This window comes from Methanobrevibacter sp. (genome assembly GCF_017940815.1).
In the GTDB taxonomy this organism is placed as follows: Archaea; Methanobacteriota; Methanobacteria; order Methanobacteriales; family Methanobacteriaceae; genus Methanocatella.
On sequence record NZ_JAGAXX010000085.1, the window covers coordinates 20,489 to 40,292 of the forward strand.

The window sequence follows — 19,804 nt, forward strand, 5'->3', positions numbered from 1 at the left end:
GTTTTAGTATTATTTCATAAAAAAATAGTGAGTTGTTCTAAAAAAAGAAAAAATTGGTTTAATGTTATGCATCCGCATACAATAAACCGATTGCCCTGAATGTAAACAGCATTATAAATGGCAATCCAACAAAGATGCCTATGAAAACGCCGATATATGGAATCAATCCGATAATTCCGATGACCGCTGATAAAACCAATGCAATTAAATAAATTACAATCAAGGTAACAATAATTTTTAAAAGGCCAATTTTTGACATGTCCTTTAATATTTCCTTGAATCTTAAACCTTCGGTTCCGCTTCCGGATTTTGCAAATCTGACAAGTGCTGTAAATGACATCAATGAAAATATGATAAATAGTATGACTGCAACAATTAATGTAACTGTTAGCGCATTTGTGAATGTGTTAATTGTTGATTTTGGAATTGCCGCCATTATCATAGATGCAGTGGTTGCATTATTTGCTATAGCGTCAATGCTGGCATATACCATTTTTGTGAATGATGTAAACAGTCCACTTGCGGAAGCGACAATTATGACAATGATTAAAGGTATGATGAAATAGATTATCTCTAAAATCATTGCTTTAATGCCTATGACAAATTGCTTTACATAATCAAAGTCTGGAAGGATTTTACTGCCTTCTGTTCCACCCTTAATGATTTCAACTAGGTACCCTAAAACTACAAATGAAACGATTAAAGTCACAAGAGTTAAAATGATGGTTAAAGTGTTGTTCTTAACACCATATGATGGAACAATAGTTGATAAGCTCATTAAAATAATTAAAGCACAGAATATTAAAAATTTTCGAGTATCGCTAATTGGATATTTAATAGCATCCGTTATAAGTTCACGTAAATTCATATCTATCACACTTAACTGCTTTACAAATATATATTTTGATAATAGTATTTAAAATTTAAACCATGAATTAACGGTCGAATATGGACAAAACATGTATTATGCCGATAGAATTGTCATAATCTTAATATAGGGGAATAATATAAATTATTAACATAGAGGCATAAAATGAACAAAAGAATAGTTACATTAATTCTTGTTATATTAATTTCCTTTTGTTTTTTAGGTATTGTTGTGGCGGAAAATGCCACTCATGATGGTGCCGATGCTACAGATCATGACAAGGCTGTCGATAATGATAAAGATGTCGATAATGATAAGGATGTCGATAATGATAAGGATGTCGATGACGACAAGGCCGATAAGAATGATACGGACAAGGACGATACCAAGGATAAAAACAAAACGGATGATAAATCCAAAAAGGGAGATGTCATAGCTAAAGGAAGTGGAAATGACATTAAGTTTAGTGATGGGTATAGAGGATTTAGGCTTGATTATTCAAAACATGCTGCAAGTTCTGGGGATGACTTCAAAAGTGTCTCTGCATCAAAAGCAAGTCATTCAAACACACTTAAAAGGGCCGTAGTCGAATGCTACAGACACGATTCCGAAGGCAGTATTGGAAAAGTAATGGCCAGTGTTATAAAAACCGGATCTGCAGGCGGCAAGGTCGGTGAAGCGATTGCGGAGTCACATGAATCAATAAGCAATCATGATGTCGTTAAAATAGACAATAATACAGAAGCTGTTTTTGATTTTGAAGTTTTAAAATCTGTATCTGGTAATGAATCTAATTATTTTGCATATACCGTATCATTTAGAACAATAAATGATGGTGGAAACATTAATCAAACCAATAATTTGACTAATTTAACAAATACAACAAATGCAACAAATACAACAAATGCAACCAACATTACAAATACAACCAACGTCACAAATTTAACTCAGCTAGATAATGGAACAAATGCTACATTCTTTAAGGAATTATACGATTATTTGCTCGCCCTTGCAAATGCACTCTATGATGCTTGGAAACCTATTGTCGACACATTAATTAATGATTTTCTAATGATGGTTAATGCCTTAGAAGATCTGGTAAATCTGTTTGAAAACTTCATGGAGGAACTGCAGTCGTTAGTGGATGCCCTTGAGGAACTTATAGATCTGCTTGAATCGATATGGAAAGAGCTTTCGGGGATTTTAAAATTATTTGCCATTCTATTGGCTGCTCTTGATCAGCTTTTATACCTAATTGCATCAGTATTGAATTTCATTGCGGGACTTATCTCAGCAATCATATCACTTATACAGCAAATTTTAGGATTAATATTTGCATTGATAAATTTCATTATAGGACTTATTCAGCAACTTTTAGGATTGCTGTTTGCTTTGATAGATTTCCTTTTAGGTTTACTCAATCAATTAATATCCTTGCTTCAAGCGATTTTCGACTTCTTGAAATCTGCGGGTAGTTTCCTGATTAATGTTATTGAAAATGCATTGGTTATAGTAGTTGCATTCGTGGCTATTACCATTGGGGCATTTATTTATAATAGAATAAGATAACTTTCTTATTTCTTTTTTTTTAATATTTTTTTTAAGATGTATTGGTAAAAGGGTAAAATTTTCTATAAAATTATATAATATGATGTAAATAAATATGACATGAAAGCTAATTGCTTTTTGAATTATTAGGCAGTTCACTTGAAAAAGTGAGCATAACAAAATATGGAGGAAAAAATATGGAAGCTAATAAGTCCGCTGGGATATTATCCATTATTTTAGGATTAATTTTTATAATTTTCCCTATTTTCAGTACTGGATTAGTATCTATTCTTATTGGAGTAAGTTTAGTATTCTTAGGTATAGCAGTAATATTATCCGGATTTTCAGCATTTAATATCATTGTTGGAATTCTAGCAATTATATTTGGGCTATTGTTCATATTCAATATTAGTGCGTTGTCCTTCCTTTTAGGAATCCAATTCTATATTATCGGTATCCTATTGATCTTAATGGGTATTGCAGGTATCTTTTCAGGACAAGGTGTGTCAAGAATTGCTGCAGTATTGCTTGTAATTTTAGGTATTATTGCATTTGCCCTTGGAGGAATGTCACTTACCCAACCACTCTTCGCTGCAATCCTTATCGGTGTAGGTCTTATAGTTGAAGGTGTAAACATATATCTTTCAGAATAGAAACTTAAGCAATCTTTTGATTGCTTCTAATTTTTTTTTAATTTTTTTAATTGTTATTTTTTTCAATAATTCTCAAATAATTGTTAAAACAAGCGTTTTAGCGAATAATAATTGCAATTATTCTTTTCGTATATTGGAAATATCCTGAATTTTTTAATATTTCATTAAAATCTTTTAGATTCTAAAATGAATACTGATATTTGAACTCTATTTTATACATATCCATTGTTTTTTTTTCAAAATGTACTTAATGTATTGTTTACATATATAAATATATAATAATTAACATTTATTAAATGATTTTTGAATCTTGAGAATGTTAATCAAATTTATGTAATGGGAATTGATTTATCATGTCTAATAATGAAACTAAAATCGTTTTAGCTGATGAGGATTTATGCATGCTGAGTGAAGCTCAAATTGATGTTTATATGGATGAAACAAACAACAATGAATGCACCATATATAATAATCCTTATAAAATAAATTTGAATGGAAAATATTCTGTAATTGAAATTAAAAATGCCATCTGCAGGTTATCTGAAATTTTTCCAGTTTTATCTGCACGTATTGTAGTTGATGGGGAAAAGGTCTCTTTTGCTTTTGATGCAGATTTTCCAGTAATTGAAGGGACTGCTGCTGATGCAAAGTCCTTTGTGGTTCCATTTAACTTGGAAAAAAACTTATCTAAATTTTTGATTGTTGAAGATAATGATTCCAAGTTGTTATATGTCGATTTGCATCAATTGATTTTTGATTGCAGGTCACTAAACATTCTATTAGATGCATTGGTATCTGTTTTGGATGGAGATGATTGCGATTTTGTCGATGATGGTGCCTTAAGACGAATTGCCCTTGAAAATACAATAATCGATTCAGCTTATAAAAATGATGCCGGAATCTTTTATGAATCCATGTTATGTGATCGGGAAGAGGTTTATGAATTATTGCCTTCCATTAAAACAGATTCTGATGAATATTTCAGATATGTGTCCTCATTTGACATGGATTTTAATAATCTAGACTCATTTTTGCAAAATAATTCAATTTCCCGTAATCAATTTTTCACAAGTGTTTTTGCTTATAATTTGTCAAGGTTTACAGGTTCCTCAAAGGTACTGTTTAATCTTGTTGAAGATGTTAGAGGCCAAATTGATTCTCCAAATGCGGTTGGAATGTTGTCTAACACTTTGCCTCTCTTATTTGACTGTAAAAATCAAAATGTAAATTCATATTTAAAATATTCTGCTAATTTAATTGATGCGGCTAATGACTTTGCTTTATATCCATTCCAAATTTTAAAAGAGGAATACGGTTTAAATTCAGATATTTTATTCCAATATGTTGCAAATGATTTTGATGTCGAGGAATTAAGACATGACATTCCTTTTGATTTATCATTTTATATTTCCTGTGAGGATGCTGTTGAAATAAAGGTTCTATATTCAGATAAATATTCAAAAGATTTCATTGAACATTTTGCAGATTCATTCATGGCTATTGCGAATTCCATGATGAAAGTTAATGAATTATTGGACATTGATTATGTCTCCTCATCAGATTTGGAAATTCTGGATGACGTTAATAAGACAGAACAGGATTTAGGTTATGAAGATATTTTAGATGCATTTAATGATAATCTGGACAAAACTCCAAATAATATCCTTGTTTCATTTATGGATAAGTCCTATACCTATTCCGAGGGGGCTTTTATTGCGAATAAGATTGCTAAACGATTGTTGGAGTTGGGTGTTGAAGCACAGGATAATGTTGCCTTTTTAACTGAGCGTTCTGAGTGTTATATGTTCAGTGTTTTAGGTATTCTTTCTGTGGGTGCGGTTTATGTGCCGTTGGATGATAAGCATCCTGATAATCGTCTGCAGTTTATTTTGCAGGATACAGAATCTAAGGTGGTCATTGTTAGTGATGGAACTTATGAGCGTGCAAAAGAGTTAGTTAATAATTCAATTGTTTTTAATATATCCGATATTGTTAAAGATGAGAGGGGGTCATTGTCTAGCTTGCCTGTGACTTATAATGATTTGGGTTGTATATTATACACCAGTGGTACTACAGGCATGCCTAAAGGTGTTAAAGTTCCAAGAATCGCTCTTGTTAACCTGTCCTCATATTATGTTAGAAATTATGCTTTGACCAGTGATGATGTTTTCGGGTTATATTCATCTATTGGTTTTGATGCTGCATGTAAAGCAATCTTTGCTGCCATTTATGCGGGATCTTGCTTGGATGTCATTCCAAATGATGTTAAATTAGATATTAATGCACTGAATAATCACTTTAAAACTCAGGGAATAAATCATGTTGACATCACCACACAAGTCGCCAAGTTATTGGTTTCTCAAATAGAGGATATTCCATTGGATGTCTTATTCACTGGTGGTGAAAAATTAGGTGAATTTGATGAGGAGGTTAACTGTCGTTTTGTAGATGGGTATGGACCTACTGAAGCATATGTTGAAATTTCAACTGTTGATGTATTGGGAAGAATTGATCCATCATCTATTGGTCATTTGGTTGACAATATGAAGGCATATATCTTGGATGATGAGGGAAGACGTGTTCCAGTGGGTGCGGTTGGTGAATTATACCTGTCAGGTTATCAGGTTGCCGATGGCTATTTAAACCGTGATGAGGAAACAGAAAAGGTATTTTTAGACAATAACTTTTTGGATGATGAAAATTACGCTACATTATATCGTACAGGAGACATTGTGCGCTTATTGCCTGATGGCACTTTGGGTATTGTGGGCCGTCGTGACAGTCAGGTTAAAATCAGGGGAAACCGTGTGGAATTGTCTGAAATTGAATCAGTAATCCGTGAAGTTGACCATGTTGAGGATTTAACTCTCCAGACAGTTAAGCGTGGCACCAACAACGAACTTGTGGCATACGTTGTTTCAAGTCTTGAAAATGACGATGTCGTAGCCGATTCCATTTGCGATTATGTTCGTGAACGTAAACCTGAATATATGGTTCCTTCATTTGTAATCTGTTTGGATGAGATTCCTTTGAATGTTAACAGTAAAGTTGATAAGAGAGCCTTGCCTGAAGTCGATGTAAAAGGATTACGTGCAGAATATGTCGCACCTACCACTGAAATTGAAAAACAAATAGTCAGTGCATTTGAAAAAGTTTTTAATCAGGAAAGAATTGGTATTTACGATGACTTTGTTCGCCTTGGAGGGGATTCGTTATCTGCAATTAAATTGTTGTATTATATTGATGAGTATAATCTCTCTGCAGCAAATATTTTAAGTTTACGCACTCCTAAGTCAATTTCTGAAAGTGTTAATGTAACTACTTTTGATTTGGATACATATTCATTGGAAAGTGGATGTCCTTTAAACGAACCTCAACTAAATGTTTATTTGGATATCATGGCAAATGACAAGTCAGACTCTTATATTATTCCAGTAAAGGTTCATGTTCCTAAAGATTACTCTTTAAAAGAAATAACTGATGCATTAGATGAGATGTTTAGGGTTCATCCTATCTTGAAGATGAGGATAAGTAAAGAGTTTGATGTTCCTTATCTTGTCAAAGGAAACAAACCGGTCGTTTCATTCGAATCTAGTGATTTTGATAGGGATTCCATCCTTGAATTTATTAGTGAACCTTTCGATTTAGAGGATTGCATGTGCAGATTCTTAATAGTTGAGGATGGAGATGGATATGATCTGTTTGCCGTTTTCCATCATTTGATTTTCGATGGCTTTTCAGTTCTTGTATTTGAGCCGGATTTATTTGATATTCTTAACGGCAAATCTTTGGATATGGATGATTCATTTTTAAAAGTATCTGCTTTTAGCAATCAGATAACTGAAACAGATGACTTTGACGAAGCTGCCTTGTTTTATAAGTCCATGTTGGCAGATGTTGATGAATCTGCTGTTTTATTAAGCAATGTTTCTCCGGATGGACCGGGAGATTATAATATTGATTTGAATGCTGATGTAAGTAAATTTTTAGAGAAATATAATGTTAGTGAGAATGTTTTATTCACGGGAGTGTTTGCTTATACATTATCTAGGTTTGTAGGTGATGATAATGTATTTTTCAACATTGTAGAGAATGGTAGGGACAGGTTTAAAAACTTTAACTCCATAGGAATGTTTGTTAATACGTTGCCGATAATGGTGGACTGTAAAAATCGTGATGTCGGATCTTTTTTAAATCACATGTCTGATGTGATTTACAATGTTATGGGTTACAATTATTATCCTTTCAGATTATTGGCTAATGATTATGATATAAATTCCGATATACTATTCCAATACAGGCCAGATTGGTTTGATGAAGGACAAGCTACATTCGTTGAGGATATTGATGATGAGATTGAGGAAAAGTTCATCGGTGAAATGGGAGACTCAGTAAGTGACTTGAGTGTTGTTGTCACTCAAAATTCTGATGACTATAACCTGGACATATTGTATTCTGATAAATTTTCCAGAGAATTTATTGAACGTATTGCAGAGTCATTTAAATTAATTTTACATGATATTATTGATGCTGATGAGTTATCAGACATTAATTATATTTCATCTTCCGATTTAATGCTTTTAGATAGCTATAATGAAACTGATCGTCCTTTAGATTATGGGGACATTATGGATGCATTTAATGATAATTTGTCTAAACATCCTGACAATAAGCTTGTTTCATGCATGGACAGGTCATATAGCTACGCTGAAGGTGCATTTATTGCGGATAAAATAGCTAAACAGTTGATTGAGTTAGGTGTTGAAGCGCAGGATAATGTTGCATTTTTAACAGAACGTTCTGAGCATTACATGTTCAGTTCTTTAGGTATTGTGTCTCTTGGTGCGATTTGTGTTCCTTTAGATGTAAATCATCCAGATGAACGTTTGGAATTTATCTTAAATGACACTGATTCTAAGGTGATTATTGTCAGTGACGAGACTTATGAACGCGCTAAAAATTTATCCGATGTGGCTGTTTTAAATATTTCTGAAATGGTTTGGGGAGATATAGGAACTTTAGACTCATTACCTATTGTTTATGGTGACTTGGCTTGCATGTTGTATACCAGTGGCACTACTGGTGTCCCTAAGGGGGTTAAAATTACACGAAAATCCCTTTTAAATCTTTCACAGTTCTTTAGTGAAACTTATGACTTCACCAGTAATGATGTATATGCACTATATTCAAGCATTAGCTTCGATGCAGGTCCTCAAGCGGTTTTCCAATCAGTATATGCTGGGGCATGCTTGTCTATAGTTCCAGAGGACATTAAATTCAATATTCAAAAATTGAATGAATATTTCATTAGACAAAACGTTACCCATACCTTTGTTTCCACACAAGTGGGTAAGATGTTCATGGAGCAAATAGACGATACGTCATTAAATGTATTGTCTGTTGGTGGTGAAAAATTAGGAAATGTAAAAAATCCTGAAAGATATAGGCTGGTTGATGAATTCGGTCCGACTGAAGCATTTGCATTCATTTCCTCAATTGAAAATTCAGATAAGGTTGATGAGTCATCTATCGGATTCTTTAATTATAACTCTAAGGAATATATTTTGGATGCTGAGGGCAGGCGTGTTCCTTTCGGAGCCGTTGGAGAATTATGCATATCCGGTTATCAGGTTGCGGACGGATATTTGAATCGTGACGAGGAAACAAATAAATCTTTCTTGGACAATCCGTTTGACAGTTCCGAGGGGCATGATGTCCTGTACCGTACAGGTGATTTGGTGCGCATGCTGCCTGATGGGTCTTTAGGTATTGTTGGCAGGATGGACGAACAGGTTAAAATCCGTGGAAACCGTGTTGAATTATCTGAAATCGAATCAGTGATTCGTGAACTTGATTATATTGATGATGTGACCGTTCAAACAATCAAACATGGGTCAAATAATGAACTGGTGTCCTATGTTGTGATATCCAAGTATATGGATGAAAATGTTCTCAGGGACGGTGTTTGTGATTATGTTTCTAAAAATAAACCTGATTTCATGATTCCTTCATATGTCATTAGATTGGATTCAATTCCTTTAAATGTCAATGGTAAGGTTGATAAACACGCTTTGCCTAAAGTGGACCTCACTGCTATGCATGTTGAGTATGTTGCAGCAACAAATGAAACTGAGCAAATGATTATCGATGCCTTTGAAAGTGTGTTTAATATAGAAAATATCGGTTTATTTGATGATTTCGTCCGTTTGGGTGGTGATTCAATTTCTGCTATCAGGGTTATCACCATGCTTCAGAAAAATGGCGTTTCATGCACTGCAAGGGATATTTTAAATCATAAGACTCCTTATCTAATCGCTCAAAATCTCACAGAATTTGAAGAGGACATATCTTTTGATCCTGTTGAAAGTCAAGTTGACTTATTGCCTATTCAAAGTTATTTCTTTAAGAATAATGATAAAAATGAGTTTTCACAACAGTTCATTCTGAAATCTAAAGTTAAATTGGACCCAAATGATTTGAAAAATGCATTTGATGAACTATCCAATATTCATGACATGTTGCGAGCTGTTTATAAATTTGATGATGAGGGTAATCCGATTCAGGAAGTGTTACCGTTAAACACTAGTGTTTGTGAAGTTAATGAATTCTTCATTTCTGATTTGTCTGAATTTGATGGTCTTTTCATCAATTCTATTAAGTCATTGAATATTCATGACCACTTGGTTGATATCAGTCTTATTCACTATCGTGATGCGGATTATGTCCTATTTGTAATTCATCATTTGATTATTGACGGTGTAAGTTGGAATATATTATTGGTTGACTTGACTTACATATATGCTCGTCTCATTAAAGGTGAGGAAATTGATCTTCCAAGGCCATATCCTTACAAAAATTGGGTTGAAGATGTTAAAAAATTGGTAGATAACATTTCCGAGGAGGAAAAGCAGCATTGGATTGAAGTAAATGAAATGCTGGATGATTCAAACATTAAAGGGGAAAGTAATCTTTATGCATTCAATGTTGAAATTGATTTCAGCACAGATAATCTGTTGATGTTGTCTGAAGAGGAATATTGGGCTTTGGCAATTGCAAGAGCTTATAAAAAGACATATGGCGAGGATATAATATTCAATCGTGAATCTCATGGTCGTGACGATACAATATCCAATCTTAATAGAACTATTGGATGGTTTACCAGCCAATACCCTGTCCCTGTTAATGTCAGTTCTGAAGATGATGGCATTTCATTGATTAATGATGTCTATGCTCTAAAAACTGCATTTAAGGACATTAAAAATTTGGGTTTGAATTATGGTTCATTAATTTATACAACTGGTGAGTTGGAGTTCAAGAATTGTCCTGTTACTTTTAATTTCTTAAGTAATGAATTTGTATTCGACAATATGTTGTTTAGATCCATTAACACTTATTTGGATTCCAATGAAGAGCTAAGTGTAGATTTATATGAAGATGACTTTTATGGAATTAGTATTAATGTTTCACAATCCGATGATGTGTACTTAGTGGCGGGGGTTTATGCAAAAGACACTTATATTGGAGACCAATACAGCACACTTGTTGAAAACATTAAAAATGAGTTAAAATTAATTGCAAACTACAAGTTTGAGGAAAATATTGCTTGTTGTTTATCTGAGCCTCAAATGGGTGTTTATTTGGATGAAAAAGTAAATGATAAGGGTATTGCTTATTCAACTTCAACCGTTTTGGATTGTGACCTGAATAAATCTGTTGATGAAATTGAAAGTGCAATACGTTCATTGATTGATAAGCATCCTATTCTAAAAGGACGTATTTTGGATAATAATGACTTGCCACTTTTAGTTTGTGATTCCAATCCTTTAATTGAAGTAGTTAATGATGATGATACAAGCGGTTTAGTCAATCCTTTCAATTTGGAGGATTATTTGGCTCGTTTCTATATTGTGGACACTCCTGACCGCAAGGCAATATTCTTTGATGTCCATCATATCATCAGTGATGCAACTACCATTTCAGTAATCATAAATGATTTAAATAATGCTTTAGAGGGCAAGATGGATGATAGTGTTGATTTAGGTTTTATTTACAGCAGTTATGACTTCTTTGATTCTAAATTCCAATCAAATTATGACTCTGCCCATGAATTCTTTGCAAATAATTTCGCTGAAATTGATGAGATTCCAACCTTGATGCGAGATATTGACGGATCTGAGGGCAGTGTTGTTCTTCCTATTCGTGGCATCAAGGATAAATTAGAAGAGTTTGCTCATGAAAATGGAATTACTGTAGGTAATTTATTGAATGCAGTATTCGCTTACACATATTCTCGTTTCACAGGCAGTGATAAGGTCTACTTTAACATAATGGAACATGGTCGTCACGAGGATTATGTCCAGAATGCCGTGGGCATTTTTGTCAGAACAATTCCTTTGGTTATCGATTGCAGCAATGCGCCGATTGCGGAATATGTCAGCAATGTTTCCGATTTGGTTTTAGACTCCATGGCCAATAGTATTTATCCATTCAGGTTTTTGGCTAGTGAATTTAATTTAAACAATAACATATTCTTTGAATATAACTCTGATTTAAATGACGTGTCATTTATAGGTGATGAAATAATCCTTTCAGATTATGCGATGGATACAGTTGGGGAATTCTCAGGTGTTGTAAACGATTTGGATGACGGTTATGCAATCAGCATTGACCACTCAGATATGTATAGTCAGGAAACTGCTAAACGTTTTGCTTATGTATTCAAGGAGATTTTAACTCAAATAGTTGAAAAGACTGATTTAAAGGATATCGATTATGTTTCACAATTAGATGTGGATGTTTTAGACAGTTACAATGAAACAGACTGTCCTTTGGATTATGAAGACATTTTGGATGCATTTAATGACAATCTTGCCAAATATCCTGACAATAATCTTGTTTTATTTAAGGATAAATCTTATAGCTATTCTGAAGGGGCTTTTATTGCAGATAAGATTGCCAAAAAGTTATCCGAGTTAGGTGTTGGAGTGCAAGATAATGTCGCCTTTTTAACTGAACGTTCTGAGTGTTATATGTTCAGTGTTTTAGGTATTCTCTCTGCAGGTGCGGTTTATGTGCCGTTGGATGATAATCATCCTGATGATCGTTTGCAGTTTATTTTAGAGGATACTGGTTCTAAGGTCATTATTGTTAGTGATGATACTTATGAACGTGCTAATAATTTATCAGATGCAGCCGTTTTAAATATTTCTGAGATATTAAAAGAGGATATTAGCAGTCTTGACGCATTGCCTGTTGTTTATGGTGATTTGGCATGCATGTTGTATACCAGTGGTACCACAGGTGTTCCTAAAGGAGTGAAAGTCACTAGAAAATCCGTTCTTAATGTTTGTGAATCATACACCAAGGATTATGGTTTGGATAGTGATGATGTTTATTCATTGTTCTCTGGAATTGGTTTTGACGTAAGCAGCTTTGTTATCAGTGTTGTCATGCGTGCAGGTGCTTGTCTGGCTGTTGTTCCTGAGGAAATCAGATTGAACATGATGAAATTGAATGAGTATTTCATTAGCAATGATGTTTCTCATGCTTTTATCACCACTCAGGTGGGTAAATTGTTCATGGAAACAGTTGATGAAACTTCATTGGATGTTTTACTTGTTGCAGGGGAGAAATTAGGTGAATTTGTAAGTCCTGATGATTATGAGTTGGTTGATGCATATGGTCCTACTGAAGCATTTGCATTTGTCACATCAATCAATAATTCCTCTAAATTGGATTACTCTTCTGTTGGTTTGTGTAACTGTAATGTGAAGGCTTATGTTCTTGATGATGAGTTCAGGAGAGTTCCTTTGGGTGCTGTTGGTGAACTGTACTTGTCCGGTTATCAAGTTGCTGACGGTTATTTAAACCGTGAAGAAGAAACTCAAAAGGCATTCTTGGACAATCCCTATTCGGATGATGAAAATTATGCCACATTATACCGTACAGGGGATATGGTGCGCTTATTGCCTGATGGAACATTGGGAATTGTAGGTCGTCGTGACAGTCAGGTTAAAATCCGTGGAAACCGTGTGGAATTGTCTGAAATTGAATCAGTAATTCGTGAAGTTGGCCACGTTGAAGATGTGACTCTTCAAACCATCAAACAAGGTAGCAACAACGAACTTGTGGCGTACATTGTTTCCAGCATGAATGATGAAACTGGTGCTGAAGAGGATATTAAAAATCATGTTTTAAGCAATAAACCTGATTACATGGTGCCTTCATTTATCATTTTCTTAGATGATATTCCTCTCAATGTCAATGGTAAAGTTGATAAGAGGGCTTTGCCTGAAGTAAATATGAGCAGTCTTCGTGCTGAATTTATCGCTCCTAAGACTAAAGAGGAAAAATTGGTTGTTGAATCATTTGAAAAGGTCTTTAATCAAACAAGAATAAGTTTAAATGATGATTTTGTTCAGTTAGGTGGTGATTCATTAACTGCTATTAAACTGCTTTCACATTTAGACGGTTACAATATTACTGCTGCGGAGATTTTAAGTTTACGCACTCCATTTGCAATTGCAGAAAGCATTAAGGAATTTGATTTCGACAGGGACATTTATTCCTTGGAGGGTGGTTGTCCTTTAAACGAATCTCAATTGAATGTTTATTTGGATATTATTGCTAACAGCAAAAAAGATTCATTCCTTATTCCAATCAACATTCCTATTCCTGAAAAATATCCTGTGGAGGATGTTGTTGACGCTTTGGAAAAGATGATGATTGTACATCCAATTCTAGAGATGAGATTAAGTGATGAATTTGATGTTCCTTACCTTGTCAAGGGAAATGAACCATCAATTTCTGTTGAATCAGATGTCAGCGATGAATTTGGTCGTGAATTTGTAACCAAGCCTTTTGATTTAGAGGACAGTTTGTGCAGATTCTTAATAGTTAAAAATGATGAAATTTATTACTTATTTGCTGTTTTCCATCATTTGATATTTGATGGTTTGTCAGCTTCTGTATTTGAGCATGACTTGTTTGAAATCCTTGATGGAACATTCCTTGATTTCGATGATTCATTTTTAGAAGTGGCTGCATTCAATAATCAAATTTCACAAACCGATGAGTTCAATGATGCTGCATTGTTTTATGAATCCATGCTGGCGGACATTGATGAATCTGGTGTTTTATTGAATAGCATCTGTCCTGATGGGCCGGGAGACTATAGTATTGACTTGGATGTGGACATAAGCAAATTTTTAGAAAAATATGATGTGAGTGAAAACTTATTGTTCACCAGTGTCTTTGCTTATACATTGTCTCGTTTCATGGGCGATGATAAGGTCTTTTTCAATATTGTCGAGAATGGTAGGGACAGATTCAACAATTTCAATTCCATTGGAATGTTTGTAAACACTTTGCCAGTATTGGTTGACTGCAAAAATCAGGATATTGCTTCTTTCATAGAATACATGTCTGATGTGATTTATGGAGTAATCGGTTATAATTATTATCCGTTCAGACTATTGGCCAATGAATATGACATCAATTCTGACATTCTTTTCCAATTTAAGCCGGATTGGTTTATTAAGGAAGATGTGATGTTCAGTGAAAATGAATTCGATAAGAAAATTAGGGAGGGAATTGTGGATGGAATGGATGATTTCATCACTGATCTTGAAGTGGAAGTTGTCCAAAAAGGCGATGAGTATAGTTTAATGATATTCTATTCCAATAAGTTCTCTAGGGATTTCATTGAACATATTGGAGAATCCTTCAAATTAATATTGCATGATTTCATTAATGTTGACAGGTTATCAGATATCAATTATACTTCTTCATCTGATTTGATGCTTTTAGACACTTTTAATGAAACAGAACATGACTTCAAATATTCAGATATTCTGGATGCATTCAATGATAATCTTCTAAAATATGAAAACGAAACATTGGTCGGATATAAGAACAAGTCCTATACTCATGGTCAATCAGCATTCATAGCCAATGAGATAGCTAATGAATTGTCCGATATGGGTATTGTCCATAAGGATTTCGTTTCCCTGTTTGTGCCTCGTTCAGAACTGTTCCTGTTGACAAGTCTTGGTGTATTGGCAATGGGTGGAGCTTATGTTCCTATTGAAACAACATATCCTGATGAGCGTATAATTCTGATGCTAACTGATTCCCAATCTAAAGCAGTAATTGTTAATGATGCATCTGAAGAAAAAATTACCAGGATAATCATGGAGAATAATCTAAACATTGATGTTTTAAACATTTCTCCTATATTTTATGGTAGTATTGGCAGTTTAAATCATTTGGACACTGTTGATGTTGATGAGGATGACGTTGCATGTGTATTATACACAAGCGGTACAACTGGAACTCCTAAGGGGTCACTTACTCCAAGAAGATCATTGAATAATTTTGTATCATGGTATGTGATGGAAACCAATTTCACTTCTGAGGATGTTTATGGTATGCATTGTTCCTATGTATTTGATATGCACACTCATGCGTTATACTCTCCGGTTATCACCGGTGGTGCTTTATACATAGTTCCAGAGGAAATCAGATTGGATTTAGGTTCCTTGAATAAGTATTTTGTAGAGCATAACTGTACTCATACTTTCATCACAAGTCAAGTTGGAAAGCTATTTGCCGAAAGTGGAATGGAAACAAGCATCAAGCTTTTATGTTTCGGAGGAATGAAATTAGGTGAGTTAAATGCACCGGATTCCATTGGTCCATTTGAATCCTATGGTCCTTCAGAAAACCTGGCAATATCCACAAGCATATTCGCAAACAAACGTATACACACATCCAGTATCGGACGGTTTATAAGTAACGTTAAGGGATATGTACTGGATAAACAGCATCGCCGTGTTCCTTTCGGTGCGGTTGGTGAACTTTACCTGGCAGGTAAACAATTGAGCTTAGGTTATCTAAATCGTGATGAGGTCAACGCAAAGGCATTCTTTGACAATCCTTTTGATGATTTGGAAGGTTATGAACGTATTTATGCTACAGGAGATGTTGTAAGATTCTTGCCTGACGGCACTTTGGGCATTGTCGGTCGTCAGGACAGTCAAGTGAAAGTCCGTGGAAACCGTGTTGAACTTCCTGAAGTGGAATCTGTAATTAGAAAGATCCCATTTGTTGAGGATGTTACAGTTCAAACAACCGTTAATAATGGAAATAATGAGTTGGTGGCTTACGTTGTCGTGTCGGATGAGGCCAATGAGGATAATCTTAGAAATGACATTCGTGAATATGTCAGTGACCGCAAACCTGATTATATGGTTCCTTCATTTGTAGTTAAATTGGATGAACTTCCATTGAATGTAAACGGTAAAATTGACAAACGCGCTTTGCCTGAAGTTGATTTAAGCAATTTGGGTGGAGAATATGTTGCTCCTGAAAGTGATGTCGAGGCATTTTTCGTTGAATGCTTTGAGGAATTGTTGGGAGTCAGCAAAGTCAGCACAACAGATGATTTCTTTGAAATGGGTGGTGATTCAATGCTTGTAATTAAAATTATTTACAAGGCTTTAAATGAAGGCTATTCCATTACATATGCAGACTTATTTGATAATCCTACTCCAAAATCATTATCAAAAATCATCCTTTCAACACAAGAACAATCTAGGGATAATGAAGAAGACTATGATTATGGCATGATCAATAATCTTTTGAATGAAAACAATATGGATTCATTCAATCAAGGAAAATGTGATGATGACTTGGGTAATGTGTTGCTGAGTGGAGTGACAGGATTTTTAGGAATTCACATACTCAATGAATTGCTTCAAAATGAAAACGGTGATGTTTACTGTTTAATAAGGTCTAGAGAAGGCATTTCCATTGAAGACAGATTCAATGAATTGGAGGATTACTACTTCGGAAGTGCTCTGGATGAATTTAAAGACAGGGTGCATCTTGTTGAAGGGGACATAACTAATGCTGACGACTTTAAAAAGCTTAGTGAATATAACATTAATACGGTCATAAACAGTGCCGCTAATGTAAAACACTTTGCTTATGGCAGTGAGCTAAAAGACATCAATTTATATGGGGCAATCAATGCATTGGAATTTGCAAAACTTAAACAAGCCAAATTTGTTCAAGTTTCAACCGAAAGTGTATCTGGAATGTTTGTTGAAGGCTTGCCAAGTGACATTGCCCTTCATGAGGATGAATTGTATATAGGTCAGGACTACATAAGCAACAAATATATTGAAAGCAAGTTCTTAGCTGAAAGGGCGATTCTAGAAGCTGCTGCGGAAGATGATTTGGACGTTAAAATAATGCGTGTTGGAAATCTGATGGCTAGAAGCTATGACAGCAAGTTCCAAAAGAATTATGATTCAAATGCATTTGTCAATAGTTTAAAGTCATTCGTTACTATAGGAAAAATGCCAAAATCTGCTTCAGAGGAAGAATTGCAATTCAGTCCTATAGATTTGACTGCAAAATCAATTGTCATGCTGTCTAAAACACCAAAAGAATGCAAAGTTTTCCATCCAATCACAGATAAGCTTGTCACCTACAGTGAATTGGTTGATGTTTTCAATAATTTGGGCCTGAATGTGGAAATTGTTGATGATGAAGTGTTTGACCAGTCATTAAATAATATTTTAAATGATGAATCAAAACAAGATGGACTGTTTGGTATAGCCACTGAATTGAATGATGAGGATGAGTGTATTCCTATAGGTAGGGAGTATACCTTAAATGTATTGTCCGAACTTGGTTTTGAATGGAGTGAAACCACTGAAAATTATTTATTTGAATTTATACGAATATTAAAAGAATTAGGGTTTTTTAATGTTTAAGGAGAAGAAATATGCAGTTTGAAAGAAATAACAAATTAATAACAAGTAAATTCTGGCAATTCTTTATCCCTACCGTATTGAGTGTATTTGCAGCTAACATGGCAATATTCGTGGATGCGGTAATTGTTTCATCACTTGTTGGTGTTGAAGCACTTTCAGGTTTACAAATTATATTTCCATTTATAAGTTTTGTTGATTTATTATGCTGGATGATCGGATTGGGAGGAGGCATACTTTGTGCCTCAGCTAAGGCAAATTTTGATGAAAAACAAGCCAATACGATTTATTCGGCTGCAATCATATCTATAGTGTTCATATGTATAATTATAGCTGTAATAGGATTATTATTCCCTGAAATAGTGATTGGTGGTTTATCTGGTTCTGTTCATCTAAACACATATGCTTTGGAATATTTTAAGATGTATATTGGTGGGTTGCCATTTGCTGGTTTAATGTTTGTTTTGTTTTACTTTGTTGAAATGGATGGGATGCCTAAGTTTGCATCTATTGCATTGGTTGTTGCCAGTATTTTAGATCCTCTGTTTGATGTTATATTGATACAGGTCTTCCATATGGGCATGGCAGGTTCAGGTTTGGCTACTGCCATTAGTTATGTTGGCGGTGCAATTATCATGGCCTTATATTTCTTCAAACCGAATAAGACATTGCATCTGGTTAAAATCAATCTAATTACTTTAATAAAAGATTTTATAAATATTTGTAAATCTGGGTTTGGAGGAGCTTCAACCCAGTTGTATATAACTATTGCAACAATATTTTATAATGCAGTTATTATTTCATTTTTGGGCGATGGAGGTTTGGTTGCTCAGGAAATATGTACAAATATGCTGCTTATAATATCAATATTTTTCATTGGACTGGTGGAAGCAATATCTCCTATAATAGCTGTTTATTATAATGATAATGATTATAATGCCATAGATAATTTAAAAAACATTTCATTTAAATTTATAACTATTGTGAGTGTTATTTTTACAGGAGCAATGATTTTCTGTCCTGATTTGATATTAACAATATTTTCAGTAAAAGCCCAATATTCTGCAATCGTTGCAAATGCCGTTAGATTATATGGATTGTACTTCCTGCCTCTTGGATTTGTATTTTTCTATATATTTTATACTCAATCAATTCAAAAAAATAAGGTATCAAATATTGTTGCGCTGTTCTTCAATTTAGTTCTTGTATTGGCAATGTTGATGGTATTGCCTAAGTTATTTGGCTCAAATGGTATTTGGATTACACCATTCTGTGTTGGTGCCATCATGTTATTGGGCATTGTAATTTATTCCAGATATTTGCATAAAAAAACAGATGGAGAATATCATGGTATATTTATCAACAAATCTCATGATGGAAACTTTTTGGAGTTTACCATAAATGCAAATGTTAATGATGTAAATGGATTGGTAGATGTAATAAGAGATGAATTGAAGGGCAATGAGCTTTCAGAGTGCGTTTGCTCATCCATAGAGGAATTTTTAATTGATGTAATTGAAACAAATGATAAGCTTGATACCATTGATGTTTTACTGGATGTTGGCAAAGAGTCAATAAAAATCTACATTAAAGATTTGGGAAGTGAAAAGGGCGATAAATTCACTTTTAAAAATAATAATTGTGATTTTGAAGTAACTTTTGACCACGCATGGGTATTGGGTTTAAACAGCACTGTAATAACCATTAAAAATTAAAGGGTTTTTTTAAAAACCTTTTTTTATTCTTTTTTTCGTAACTGCCACATTTTTAAAACTTGGAATTTCATTCTAATGTTTAAATATGATAAATAATAAATTTAGGGGCCTGAATTTTTTAGTTCTCAGATAATTGTTGTATGGCCGTTTTTGAGTAGTATCCTTGTGATATGATTAGGGCTCCTAAAAATACATTTAGATATACGGTTTTTGCAACTGATTTTGGTGTGTATTTGTGTA

At 34.0% G+C, this 19,804-nt stretch carries 5 protein-coding genes and 1 pseudogene; 4 read left to right on the top strand and 2 right to left on the bottom strand.

Translation table 11 applies throughout. From position 1 onward, the window contains the following. Positions 1-64: 64 nt before the first annotated feature. Positions 65-778, bottom strand: coding sequence for a DUF4013 domain-containing protein (locus tag ILA26_RS10230; protein ID WP_292896953.1), 714 nt, complete (start codon positions 776-778; stop codon positions 65-67). A 255-nt stretch (positions 779-1,033) separates the two neighbouring features. Here ILA26_RS10230 and ILA26_RS10235 point away from each other — a divergent pair, with 255 nt between their 5' ends. From ILA26_RS10235 to ILA26_RS10250, 4 genes are all read left to right on the top strand, one after another. Beyond that, the gene (locus tag ILA26_RS10235) at positions 1,034-2,437 is read left to right on the top strand and encodes a hypothetical protein (RefSeq protein WP_292896955.1); all 1,404 of its coding nucleotides are present in this window, start codon (positions 1,034-1,036) and stop codon (positions 2,435-2,437) included. Between the two features lie 176 nt (positions 2,438-2,613). Next, a complete protein-coding gene (locus tag ILA26_RS10240; RefSeq protein ID WP_292896957.1) occupies positions 2,614-3,069 on the top strand; it encodes a DUF308 domain-containing protein in 456 nt (151 codons plus the stop codon). 353 nt (positions 3,070-3,422) lie between these two features. Further along, positions 3,423-17,852 (top strand): non-ribosomal peptide synthetase, encoded by a 14,430-nt coding sequence (locus ILA26_RS10245; protein WP_292896959.1) that lies wholly within the window; start codon positions 3,423-3,425, stop codon positions 17,850-17,852. 11 nt (positions 17,853-17,863) lie between these two features. Further along, positions 17,864-19,564, top strand: a complete 1,701-nt coding sequence (locus ILA26_RS10250; protein ID WP_292896961.1) for an MATE family efflux transporter — start codon at positions 17,864-17,866, stop codon at positions 19,562-19,564. 118 nt (positions 19,565-19,682) lie between these two features. On the opposite strand, the pseudogene ILA26_RS10255 reads toward ILA26_RS10250, so the two are convergent. Continuing rightward, positions 19,683-19,804: pseudogene (locus tag ILA26_RS10255) on the bottom strand (IS5/IS1182 family transposase); the annotation flags it as partial.